Source organism: Micromonospora coriariae (genome assembly GCF_900091455.1).
Classification (GTDB): Bacteria; Actinomycetota; Actinomycetes; order Mycobacteriales; family Micromonosporaceae; genus Micromonospora; species Micromonospora coriariae.
Genome location: NZ_LT607412.1, coordinates 250,872 through 261,730, shown reverse-complemented (window position 1 = coordinate 261,730; position 10,859 = coordinate 250,872). Strand labels below are relative to the sequence as shown.

12 protein-coding genes are annotated in these 10,859 nt (G+C 70.6%); 4 read left to right on the top strand and 8 right to left on the bottom strand.

The window, feature by feature from the left end; all coding sequences use genetic code 11:
• The 5 genes from GA0070607_RS01220 to GA0070607_RS01200 form a co-directional block, all read right to left on the bottom strand.
• Positions 1-1,164 carry an ABC transporter ATP-binding protein gene (locus tag GA0070607_RS01220; protein ID WP_089016504.1) on the bottom strand — a complete coding sequence of 388 codons (1,164 nt, stop codon included), beginning with the start codon at positions 1,162-1,164 and terminating at the stop codon, positions 1-3.
• Positions 1,164-2,042: a carbohydrate ABC transporter permease gene (locus GA0070607_RS01215; RefSeq protein WP_197701224.1), complete on the bottom strand. Its 879-nt coding sequence runs from the start codon at positions 2,040-2,042 to the stop codon at positions 1,164-1,166. Before GA0070607_RS01215 ends, GA0070607_RS01220 begins: the two co-directional genes overlap by 1 nt.
• A complete protein-coding gene (locus GA0070607_RS01210; RefSeq protein ID WP_197701223.1) occupies positions 2,039-2,956 on the bottom strand; it encodes a carbohydrate ABC transporter permease in 918 nt (305 codons plus the stop codon). The genes GA0070607_RS01215 and GA0070607_RS01210 overlap by 4 nt, the downstream gene beginning before the upstream one ends.
• A 4-nt stretch (positions 2,957-2,960) precedes the next feature.
• On the bottom strand, positions 2,961-4,358 hold the full coding sequence (locus GA0070607_RS01205) for an extracellular solute-binding protein (protein ID WP_089016503.1): 1,398 nt from the start codon (positions 4,356-4,358) through the stop codon (positions 2,961-2,963).
• Positions 4,359-4,512: 154 nt separating this feature from the next.
• Positions 4,513-5,250 (bottom strand): GntR family transcriptional regulator, encoded by a 738-nt coding sequence (locus GA0070607_RS01200; protein WP_089016502.1) that lies wholly within the window; start codon positions 5,248-5,250, stop codon positions 4,513-4,515.
• Positions 5,251-5,430: 180 nt separating this feature from the next.
• On the opposite strand from GA0070607_RS01200, the gene GA0070607_RS33150 reads away from it, so the two are divergent.
• From GA0070607_RS33150 to GA0070607_RS01185, 4 genes are read left to right on the top strand one after another with little or no spacing between them, the layout of a single operon-like run.
• Positions 5,431-5,832 (top strand): carbohydrate kinase family protein, encoded by a 402-nt coding sequence (locus GA0070607_RS33150; protein ID WP_231930739.1) that lies wholly within the window; start codon positions 5,431-5,433, stop codon positions 5,830-5,832.
• On the top strand, positions 5,820-6,161 hold the full coding sequence (locus tag GA0070607_RS33145) for a carbohydrate kinase family protein (RefSeq protein WP_231930737.1): 342 nt from the start codon (positions 5,820-5,822) through the stop codon (positions 6,159-6,161). Before GA0070607_RS33150 ends, GA0070607_RS33145 begins: the two co-directional genes overlap by 13 nt.
• Positions 6,158-7,045, top strand: a complete 888-nt coding sequence (locus GA0070607_RS01190; RefSeq protein ID WP_231930735.1) for a Cgl0159 family (beta/alpha)8-fold protein — start codon at positions 6,158-6,160, stop codon at positions 7,043-7,045. Before GA0070607_RS33145 ends, GA0070607_RS01190 begins: the two co-directional genes overlap by 4 nt.
• A 53-nt stretch (positions 7,046-7,098) precedes the next feature.
• Positions 7,099-7,398 (top strand): 5-deoxy-glucuronate isomerase, encoded by a 300-nt coding sequence (locus GA0070607_RS01185; protein WP_089016501.1) that lies wholly within the window; start codon positions 7,099-7,101, stop codon positions 7,396-7,398.
• Positions 7,399-7,712: 314 nt separating this feature from the next.
• Here the strand turns inward: GA0070607_RS01185 and GA0070607_RS01180 are convergent, their stop codons facing one another.
• The 3 genes from GA0070607_RS01180 to GA0070607_RS01170 are packed head-to-tail and all read right to left on the bottom strand — an operon-like array spanning position 7,713 to position 10,847.
• A complete protein-coding gene (locus tag GA0070607_RS01180) occupies positions 7,713-8,540 on the bottom strand; it encodes a carbohydrate ABC transporter permease (protein WP_089016500.1) in 828 nt (275 codons plus the stop codon).
• Positions 8,537-9,475 carry a carbohydrate ABC transporter permease gene (locus GA0070607_RS01175; RefSeq protein WP_231930733.1) on the bottom strand — a complete coding sequence of 313 codons (939 nt, stop codon included), beginning with the start codon at positions 9,473-9,475 and terminating at the stop codon, positions 8,537-8,539. Before GA0070607_RS01175 ends, GA0070607_RS01180 begins: the two co-directional genes overlap by 4 nt.
• Entirely contained in the window at positions 9,459-10,847 is a 1,389-nt protein-coding gene (locus GA0070607_RS01170; RefSeq protein WP_089016498.1) for an extracellular solute-binding protein, read from the bottom strand. Before GA0070607_RS01170 ends, GA0070607_RS01175 begins: the two co-directional genes overlap by 17 nt.
• Positions 10,848-10,859: the final 12 nt, after the last annotated feature.

The following is a 10,859-nucleotide window of genomic DNA, read 5'->3' as shown; positions in this document are numbered from 1 at the left end:
TTAGCTCCGGACGGCCGCGTCGGCGCGGGGAGCCGGCACGCCGACCGTGGCGGTGGCGGTCACCAGGTTCCCGCCGCGGTAGAGCAGGGACCGGCCCGGGCGGGGCACCGCCCAGCCGGTGTCGCCCGGTTCGGGCTCGCCGCCCTCGGACACCACGACCTGCACGCTGCTCCGGCCCGCGCCGCCGGCCTCCTCGCCCGCGTCGGCCGCGTCGGTGGGGACGTCCAGGGAGACCAGGGAGACGCTCCCCAGGTTCTCCACGACGACCACGTCGCCGGTCAGCGCGCCCGGGACGGCGGTGGGGGAGTAGTCGAGGTATTCGGGGCGGATTCCGTAGACCAGCCGCTCGCCGTCGGTGACCTGGCCGCGGGCGTCGTCGGGCAGCGGCAGCCGCGCCCGGGCCACGGCCAGCTCGTCGCCGTGCACCCGCGCGTCGATCAGGTTCATCGGGGTCGAGCCGATGAAGCCGGCGACGAAGGTGTTGGCGGGGCGGCGGAACACCTCGGTGGGGGTGCCGACCTGGCGGATCCGGCCGCCCTCCATCACGGCGATCCGGTCGGCCAGGGCGAGCGCCTCGGCCTGGTCGTGGGTCACGAAGACGGTGGTGACGCCGAGCTCCCGCTGGAGGCGCTTGAGGAAGGTCCGGGCCTCCAGCCGCAGCCGGGCGTCGAGGTTGGACAGCGGCTCGTCGAGTAGGAACACCTGCGGGTGGCAGGCCATCGCCCGGGCCAGGGCGACGCGTTGCTGCTGACCGCCGGAGAGCTGCCCCGGACGGCGTTCCAGCAGCCCGGACAGGCCGAGTTCGTCGGCGGTGTCGGCGGCCTTGCTGCCCCGGCTACGCCGGTCGACCTTCTTGATCCGCAGCGGGTAGGCGATGTTGTCCCGCACGGTCATGTGCGGAAAGAGGGCGTAGTCCTGGAAGACCATGGCCACGTCCCGCTTGCCCGGCGGCAGGCCGGTCACATCGCGCCCGCCGATCCGCACGCTGCCGCCGGAGGCGACCTCCAGCCCGGCGATGGTGCGCAGCAGCGTGGTCTTGCCGCAGCCGGACGGGCCGAGCAGGGCGAAGAACTCGCCGTCGGCGATCTCCAGGTCGAGGGCGTCCAGGGCGCGTACCCCGCCGGGGTAGACCTTGGTCAGCTCGCGCATGGTGATGGCGGACATCAGCGCTTGATCCCTCCGTGGAAGCGGAACCCGTACCGGCTGCTGACGAAGACGAACATGAGCGCCACCGGCAGCGAGTAGAGCAGCGAGAAGGTGGAGAGCAGCCGCAGGTCGGCCTGCCCGCCTTCGGTGTAGAGGGTGTACATGATCACCGCTGCGGGTGCCTTGTCCGGGCCGCGCAGCAGCAGGAACGGCACCAGGAAGTTGCCCCAGACGTTGGCCACCGCCCACACCCCGACGGTGGCCAGGCCGGGGCGGACCAGCGGCACCACGATGTGCCACATGATCTGCAACGGACTGGCGCCGAACACCCGCGCCGACTCCTCGTAGGACGTCGGGGTGGAGTCCATGAAGTCCTTGAGGATGAAGATGGCCGCCGGCAGCAGCCCGCCGCTGAGGATCAGGATGACGCCCAGCCGGGAGTCGATCAGGTTGAGCCGGAAGGCCAGCTCGAACAGCGGCACCATGGTGGCGGTGCCGGTGACGATCGACGACAGCAGCAGCAGCCCGTAGAGCAGCGCGTCGCGGCCGGGCACCCGGACCCGGCTCAGCGCGTACGCAGCGAGCGCCGCGAAGGTCACCACCAGCGCCGCAGTGCCGGCGGCCAGGTAGATCGAGTTGAGCAGCGAGCTCAGCGCGTACGGGTTGTCGAGCAGGGCGCGGAAGTTGTCCAGGGTGAACCGTGGCAGCGAGGCGGTGACGGTCGGGGTGTCGTCGAACGGGGCGGTGGCCAGCCACAGCAGCGGCAGCGCGAAGAAACCCAGCACGGCGCAGAGGAACGTGTAGCGGCCGATCTGGGCGAGCAGATGGCGTACGGCGACGGTGGGCCGCTCGCCCGTCGGCTCGGTGGTGGGCGAGTGCGCCGTCGTGGTGGTCACGCCGCCTCCTTCCGCCGCCCCAGCATGCGCAGGTAGACCAGCGCGATGAGCAGGTTGAGCAGCAGCATGATGAACGAGATCGCGGCGCCGAAACCGAGCTCGCCACCGGAAAGCGCCACCTTGTAGACGTAGACCGGCAGAATCTCCGAACGTTGCTCGGGGCCACCGGCGGTGATCAGGAACGGCGCGAAGTCGTTGAACGTCCAGAGGCTGATCAGCAGCAGGTTGGTCAGCACGTGCCCGCGGATGCGGGGGAACACCACGTCGCGCAGCTGCTGCCCGGTCGACGCGCCGGCCAGCCGGGCGGTCTCCAGGTGCGAGCGGGGGACGTTCTCCAATGCGGCGGCGTAGAGCATCATCGAGAACGCGGTGCCGCGCCAGGTGTTGAAGATGATGATCGACAGCATCGGGTGGTCCAGCAGCCACGCCGTCCCGGGAATGCCGAGCAGCGCGTTGAGCGTGCCGGCGTCCCGGTCAAGCAGGGCGATCCACAGGAAGGCGACCACCGAGCTGGGCAGGATCCAGGAGAGCAGGACGAACCCCTCGACCACCCGGCGCAGCGGGCCGCGGCGGTCGCGCAGCGCGAACGCGATGGCGAAGCCGAGCCCGGCCTGGCCGATGACCGCCGAGCCGAGGACGAACTGCAGCGTCAACAGCAGGGAGGTGCGGAACCGCTCGTCGCCGAGCGCCTGGGTGTAGTTGTCCAGGCCGACGACCTCGGGATGGGCGGCGGCCAGGCCGGTCAACCGGTAGTTGGTCACGCCCAGATAGATCGTCCAGACCGCCGGCACCACCAGGAAGACCAGGATGAGCACCATGGCCGGGACGAGGAATCCGGTGGCGCGGGCCCGGCCGAGCCCGGCGGCGTCGGGGGCTGGGGAGGCGCCCGTGACCGGGCGCGCTCCCTCGACCACCTCGTCAGGAGGTGACGTTACCCGCACCACCGACGATCCCTTCGACCTTCTTCTGGTACGCCGCGGCCGCCTCGTCCACGCTCTTGCCCGCGGTCACCTCGGCGGTGGCCTCCTGCAACGCCACCGACACCTGCGGGTAGACCGCCAGCGGCGGCCGGTACGCGGTCACCGGCAGCCCTTTCTCGGTGATGAAGCTCAGCATCGGGTCGCCCGCGAGGACCTCCTTGTTGACGTCCTGCCGCGCGGTGATGCGCGCCTCGCCGGCGAGTTCGGCCTTGACCGCCTCCGCGGAGTGCATGAACGACAGCAGCTCCCACGCCTGCGAGGGGAACTTCGAGTTGGGGTTGAGCGCCCGCACACCGCCACCGGACATGCTGACGAAGTCCTGGCCGCGGATGCCGGCGCCGGGCTGCTTGGCGGGGATCATCGCGTAGCCGACGGCGGTGTCCCGGTCGGCCATCTTGGCGATGCCGGTGGTCGGGTTGATGACGCTGCGCCAGAAGTAGTCGCCCTCGGCGAGGATGCCGATCTTGCCGGCGGCGAACTCGGCGAACGACTTGTCGCGCCCCTTGGCCTCCTGCTGGAGCTTCGGGTCGCCCAGACCGCCACCGTAGACCTTGGTGTAGAAGTCGAGCATGTCCTTGACCGGCTGGCTGGCCCCGGCCCACTTGCCGTCCTTGTAGATCTCGCCGCCCGCGCCGACCAGGAGCGGCAGCGCGCCCTGCATGGAGGTGGCCTCGCCCATCGCGGTGCCGGCGTTGATCTGGATCGGGGTCACCCCGGGCAGCGCCTTGAGCTTGGCGCCGGCGTCGAGGATCTCCTGCCAGCTCTTGGGCTGCCAGTCGGCGGGCAGACCGGCCCGGGCGAAGAGCTTCTTGTTGTAGTAGAGGACCCGGCCGTCGGTGCCGAGCGGGATGGCGTAGCGCTTGTTCTCAAACGAGCCGAGGCCCTGCACGGTCTCCGGGATCTGGGACCAGCCCTCCCAGGAGTCGACCTGGTCCCCGGCCACCTCGGACAGCGGTTTGAGGTAGCCGGCCTGGACGAACTCGCCGACCCAGATGCCGTCCACGGCGATCACGTCGGCGCCCCCCTTGGAGCGCAGGTCCAGGGCCAGCTTGGTCTTGTACTGCTCGTCTTCGACGCCGCTGGGCACGAACGTCACCTTGGCGGTGACACCCTTGGCCTTCTGCGCCTCGACGAACTTGGGGATGACCCAATTCTCGATCCACTCCGCGCCGGCGGAGCTCTTGCCGCCGACGATGGAGTTGGCGGAGATGGTCAGGGTGATGTTCTTGGCGTCCTTACCGGCGGGCTCGTCCGAGCCGCCGCAGGCCGTGGCGGCGAGGGCGACGGCGGTGAACGCGGCGAGCACGCCGACGGCGCATCTCGGCTTGGCTGACATGGGCTTTTTCCCTTCGCAAGGAGGAACTTCGAAGAGACTCGCGGGGTCGCCCCACCGGCCGCAGGTCCGCCGCTGGCGGTGCTTGCGGCCACAATGTCATGACAGCCTGACGACGTAAATACCTGTCACTGAAATGAGCCGGAAACATCCACCGTCACCGCTCGGCGACGGTCACCTCAAGGGAGTAGCGTGTGGCGCGGTAGATGTGCGCACCATGCTCGACGTAGTGCCCCTGGTCGTCGTATGCGGTACGGGTCATGGTGAGCATGGGCGCGCCGCGCCGCTCGCCGAGCATCTGCGCCTCGGCCCCGGTCGCCGCCCGGGCGCCGATACGCTGCTGGGCGCCGCGAATCCGGATGCCACCCGCGCGCAAGATCCCGTACAGGCCGTTGCCCTGCAGCGCGTCGATGGTGAGCCGCACCCGGTCGATCGGGAGCCAGTTCTCCATCACGGCGAGAGGTTCGCCGTCGGCGAACCGCAGCCGGCGCAGGTGCTGCACCTCGCTGTCGGCGGGCACGCCGAGCGCGGCGGCGACCTCCGGCGGGCAGGGCACGGTGGCCAACTCCAACACCGAGGTGGACGGTCGCTGGCCGGCGCGCAGCAGGTCGTCGTGCAGGCTGGTCAGCTCGACCGACCGCCGCACCTCACCCCGCACCACGTGGGTGCCGACCCCGCGGCGGCGCACGATCAGTCCCTTGTCGACCAGATGCTGGATGGCATGGCGGACGGTGGGGCGGGACAGCCCGAGCTGGTCGGCCAGCCGCAACTCGCTGTCCAGGCGGTCACCGGGCGCCAGGTCGCCGCGTTGGATCGCCGCGGCGAACTGCTCGGCGACCTGGAAGTAGAGCGGGACCGGGCTGCTCCGGTCGACCGCGATCTCGGGGCCGCTCACGGCACCTCCTCGCTGTACGACGCGCGGGGACCTCGTGGGCGTCACTGTACCGAAGCGGTCACCGCGCGCAGAGGGCGGATGTCATGACAACACATTGACACAACTCACGGAGCACTGTTACCTGTCAGAGACGAAAGCGGGCTGGCAGGCGCCGTCGCCGGCCGGGACGAAGGGCGCCGCATGCTCGATGTGCTCACCATCGGCCGGGTCGGGGTGGACATCTATCCGCTGCGGATCGCCACGCCACTGGCCGAGGTCGAGACTTTCGGCAAGTTACTCAGCGGCAGTCCCACCAACGTCGCCGTCGCGGCCAACCGGCAGGAGTTGCGCGCCGGCGTGATCACCCGCACCGGCGCGGACGCTTTCGGCGGGTTTCCGCCGGACGACTTCCCGCTCTGGTTCTACCGCACCCGACCGCACCCGACCTTCAGATCCGGCCCGAGGAGCTCGACCTCGACGCGGTCGCAGCCGCCCGAATCTTCTGGCTCACTGGCACCGGCCTGTGCCAGCAGCCGAGACGCGACGCCCGCGCCACCGCGCTGGCCGCCCGTAACCGGTGCCAACACACCATGCTCGACCTGAGCTACCGCCCGATGTGCTGGTCGGACCCGGCGGCGGCCACGGCGGCGATCGCGCAGGCACTGCCGCAGGTCACCGTCGCCATCGGCAACATCGACGAGGTGGACGTCGCCGTCGGCACCCGGGACCCCGAGCACGCCGCCGGGCTGCTGCGCGACTGGCCGCTGGAGCACAGCCTGTGCTTCGCCAACGCCGCCGGCGCGATCGTCGCTTCCCGGCTGCCCTGCTCCGCCGCCATGCCCGACTACGCCAGGACCGCCGCGCTGGCCCGGTCCACCGCGCCACAACCTGCCACGGTCGACCGCCACCACCCGCGAGGAGAAGACTGGTGAACACCGAGTACGACATGCTGACACTCACCCGCGCCCACCGTCCACAAGCGATCGCCGAAGCCGCCGCCGGTCGTAGCCGCCGACCGTGGCCCGACCACGGACGGCCGCTGTTCGTGATCGCCGCCGACCACCCCGCTCGGGGCGCCCTCGGCGTACGGGACCGGCCGATGGCCATGGCCGGCCGCGCCGACCTGCTGGACCGACTGCGCCTGGCGCTGTCCCGGCCCGGCGTCGACGGCGTGCTCGGCACCCCTGACATCCTGGAGGACCTGCTGCTGCTCGGGGCGCTGGAAAACCGCCTGGCCATCGGCTCAATGAACCGTGGCGGCCTCTCCGGCGCCACCTTCGAACTCGACGACCGGTTCACCGCCTACGACGCCGACAGCATCGCCGCGATGCGCTACGACGGCGGCAAGATGCTGTGCCGGATCGACCCGGACGACCCGGGCACCGCCTCCACCCTGCAGGCCTGCGCCCAGGCGGTCACCGCGCTCGCGGCCCACCGCACCGTGGCCCTGGTCGAGCCGCTATGGGTGGCGCGGGACGGTGGCCGCGTCAGCGCCGACCTGCGCCACGAGGCGGTCATCAAGGGCGTCAGCGTCGGGCAGGCACTCGGGTCGACCAGCGCGTACACCTGGTTGAAGCTGCCCGCCATCGACGAGATGGAGCGGGTGATGGCCGCGACGACCCTGCCGGTCCTGCTGCTCGGCGGCGACCCGGTGGAGGCGCCGGACGTGGTTTACGCGCGGTGGGAGCGGGCGCTGCGGCTACCCGGCGTGCGCGGCCTGGTGGTCGGCCGGGCGCTGCTCTACCCGCCCGACGACGACGTGGCCGCCGCTGTGGACCTCGCCGCGTCACTGCTGCCCGCCGGACAGGACGCGTGAAGACCGGCGAGGCGCACCTGTCCTAGGGCGACACCGCACGCGCACCGTGGGCGTTGGAGGTCACTCTGGAGCGGGCCGGCCGGCGGTACGGAGCCTGCGGGTGCTCACCCTTGCCCGCCAACGGCGAGGTCAACTTCGCCACCGGTGACGAGGAGATGCTGGTCCTACCGCTGGCCGGCGCCGCCACCGTGCACTGCGACAGGCTGCGGCTCACCCTGACGGGGCGTGCGTCGGTGTTCGCCGCGATCACCGACTTCGCCCATCTGCCCAGGGACGCCACCGCGACCATCCGCGGCGAGGGCTGCTTCGCCCTGCCGTCGGCCCGGGCCCGCCGCCGGTTGTCGCCCCGCTAGCTCCGTGCGGCTCTGGCGACGGCGAAGGCGGCGGGGGCGACCGTAGTTGCGGTCCTCGCCTCCCCCGTCGGGCCTCGCGAGCACCGATCAGGACGGATGCGATTTGCGGCAGGCGCAGGGGTGGAGTGGGTCCGGCGGCGGTGGTGTCCCCGGATACGCCCCCGGCGACGACCGCGATCGCGGCGAGGGCGGCCGCGCCGTGGTCCCGGATAGGCGGTGTTGCATGCTGCCTCCAGCTCGGCTTGATGTTGCTCGTACTGGGGCTTGCTACTGCTCAGGGCGGCGACCCGAGTGCCACCCGGGGTGCGCAGCCCTCACTCGCGGACAGCGCCCTCGAGCATGCCTTGGATGAAGCGGCGTTGCAGGAACAGGTAGAGGACGACGACCGGGGCTGCGACGATCACCGCGCCGGCGGCGAGCAGGGTGAACCCCGAGGTGTACTGACCCTGGAAGAAGGCCAGTCCGAGCGGCGCGGTGCGCAGTTCGTCGCTGGTGGCCATGACCAGCGGGATCAGGAATTCGTTCCAGGTCCACATGAAGGTGAGCACGACCAGGGTGGTCACCGCGGGTCGACCGATGGGCAGCAGGATGCGCCACAGGGTTGTCCACGATCCGGCCCCGTCCAATCGGGCCGCCTCGGCCATGGCCACCGGGCTGGCCCGGAAGTAGGTACGCATCCAGAAGGTGCCGAACGCGACCGACTGGGCCACCTGGGGCAGTGCTATCGCCCAGAAGGTGTTCGTCAGGCCGAGGGTCCGCAGATCGAAGTAGAGCGGTACCACGGTGGCCTCGGCGGGCACCATGATGCCGACCAGGAACAGATAGAACAGCACGTTCCGGCCGGGGAAGGTCATGGTGCCGAAGGCGTACCCGCTCATCACGGAGAGCAGGGTTGCGCAGGTGACCACGAATGCCGAGACCCCGATGCTGGTGAGCATCGAGTGCCCGAAGCGGCCCTGCTGCCATGCGGTGCCGAAGTTCTCCGGGTGCAGTCCCAGTAGCCCGGCGCCCTGCGCGGTCCGGGCGACGCTGTCGTCCGGACCGAGCGCCGCCGCAACAATGGTCAGCACTGGCCAGAGCGCGAACGCCGCGAACGCGACCAGGATGAGGTAGTTTGCCGCCCGCTCACTCTTCGAGATCATTTTTCCTCCCGATCGGCGATCCGGTTCACTCCGAGGCTGATCACGAAGATCAGCGCGGTCAGCACGATGGCCACCGCGGCCGCTGAGCCGACCCGGCCCTGCTCGAACGCCCGCCGGTAGACCTCGTACGACGGCACGGCAGTGGAGTTGCCCGGGCCACCCGAGGTGGTGACGTAGATCAGGTCGAAGGTCTTCAGCGCCGCGATGATGGTCAGGGTGAGCGCGACCGCGACCTCGCCGCGGACGGCGGGGAGGGTGACCGCGAGGAACTCGCGGATCGGGCCCGCGCCGTCCAGTCGGGCGGCCTCGTAGCGCTCACCGGGAATCCGGCTCATCCCGGCCATCAACAGGACGGTGACCAGGCCGAGCTGCACCCAGGTGCCGATCAGGCCGACCGCCGGCAGGGCGAAGGTGTAGTCACCGAGCCAGCCGCGGGCCAGACCGCCGAGCCCGACCGCGTGCAGCGCCGCGTTCAGCGGGCCGTCCGGGTCGTAGATCCGCCGCCAGGCGACGGCCACCACGACCATCGCGACGATCTGCGGCAGGAACACCACGGTTCGGAAGAACGGCATCCCGCGTACCCGGGCCCGGGTGAGCAACGCGGCAAGCGGCAGGCCGAGCACGACCGGCAGCACCGCGTAGAAGCCGATCAGGACGAGGGTGTGTCCGAACGACGCCCGCAGGTCGGGATCGGTCAGCACCTCGGCGTAGTTCTGGAACCCGACGAAGGTGCCGAGGGTCAGGCCGTCCCACTCGTACATCGACAGCTGCGCGGACCGGATCAGCGGATAGAGCAGAAAAGCCGCGTAGACCGCGAAGGCGGGAAGTACGTATGCCAGCGGGACCCACCGCGCCCCCCGCCGGCGCGGTGGGCGGGACGGCCCGGAGGTCGCGGTCGTCCCGTCCCGCTGTGCCTTGTCAGTTGTTACCGGCAACGGACTTGGCATTGTCGTCCTGCAGCTTCTGGAGGAACTGCTGCGGGCTGATCCGCTTGGCGATCAGGTCCTGCAGCGCAGCCCCGAGGGTGTCACCCATCGTCGGCGTGGCGTAGTCCAGGTACGGCAGCAGCCGGCCCGACTCGGTGGTGGCGCCGAAGGCGGTGAAGATGTCGCCCTGCACGCCACTCGGCTTCTGCTGCTTGGCGGTCTCCACGACCGGCATGTTGCCGGTCTTGGTGAGCGTCGCCATCGCGTCGGTGCTGGTGATGAAGTTGATGTACGCGGCCGCCGCGTCCGGGTTCTTCGCCTTGCTGGTGATGGTGAACGGCAGGCCAGTGCCGCCGGTCGCGGCGACCTTGCCGTCCTGGCCGGGCGGCGGGGCGGAGAAGCCCACCTTGCCACCCATCGACTTGTCGAGGTCCGCGCCGAGCCAGGAGCCGGCGATGAGGAACAGGCCCTGACCGGCGCCGAAGTTCTGCCACGCCTTGTCGTAGTCGGTGCCGTTCGGGCTGCCGTTGAAGTAGCCCGCATTCACCCAGTTGACCAGCTCCTCGGCGGCCTTGGTGTTCTCCGGGGTGGTCCAGGAGGCGCCGGACCCGCCGAAGCCGAGCTTGGTGACCTCGTCCGCGGGGACGAACTGGCCCTGGATGGTGCCGAACACGTGCCCGGCCGGCCACTTGTCGAGGTTGCCGAGCTGCAGCGGGGTCTCGCCCTTCTGCTTGGCGGTGGCCAGCGCCAACGTCAGCTCCGCCCACGTCTTCGGCGGCTGGAGGCCGAGCTTGGTCAGCTTCTCCTTGTTGTAGAAGATGCCGACGATCTCGCCGACCTGCGGCATGCCGTAGACGTTGCCCTCGCCGAAGGTCTTCCCGTCCGGCGTGTAGCGCGAGTACTGCAGCACGCTGTCCGGGTAGCGGTCGGCCCAGCCGTACGCCTTGGCCCACGGCTCCAGCGAGAGGAGCTGCTGGGCCTGGACGAACTTGCCCATGTCGGCGCGGCCGTTGTTGGACTGCACGACGTCGGGCGCGTCGTTGCCGGAGAGCGCCAGCCGCAGCGTGGTGCCCAGGTCGTCGAACGACCGGGAGACCCGCTTGATGGTGATGTTGGGGTACTTGGCGTGGAATGCCTCGTTGAGGGCACTCATCTGCTCGTTCTGACCGCCGCGAACCTCCTGGTCCCAGACGGTCAGCGTGACGTTGCCGAGCTTGGCTGCGTCCGTCTGCACGGCCCGGCTGGCGTCGTCACCGGCCGGTTTCGAGGGGCTCGCCCCGGGCGCGCACGCCGCGGCACCGAACAATCCCAGCGCGGTGACGAGCCCGACGGCGGCACGGAGTCCGGCCCGTGTTCGCGGGCGCGCTGCTGCTCGAGACATGGTTGCCTCCTT

Coding starts and splice junctions, on each gene's coding strand:
- GA0070607_RS01220 (WP_089016504.1), bottom strand. CDS start 1,164: ATGTCCGCCATCACCATGCGCGAGCTGACCAAGGTCTACCCCGGCGGG.
- GA0070607_RS01205 (WP_089016503.1), bottom strand. CDS start 4,358: ATGTCAGCCAAGCCGAGATGCGCCGTCGGCGTGCTCGCCGCGTTCACC.
- GA0070607_RS33150 (WP_231930739.1), top strand. CDS start 5,431: ATGCTCGATGTGCTCACCATCGGCCGGGTCGGGGTGGACATCTATCCG.
- GA0070607_RS33145 (WP_231930737.1), top strand. CDS start 5,820: ATGCTCGACCTGAGCTACCGCCCGATGTGCTGGTCGGACCCGGCGGCG.
- GA0070607_RS01180 (WP_089016500.1), bottom strand. CDS start 8,540: ATGATCTCGAAGAGTGAGCGGGCGGCAAACTACCTCATCCTGGTCGCG.
- GA0070607_RS01170 (WP_089016498.1), bottom strand. CDS start 10,847: ATGTCTCGAGCAGCAGCGCGCCCGCGAACACGGGCCGGACTCCGTGCC.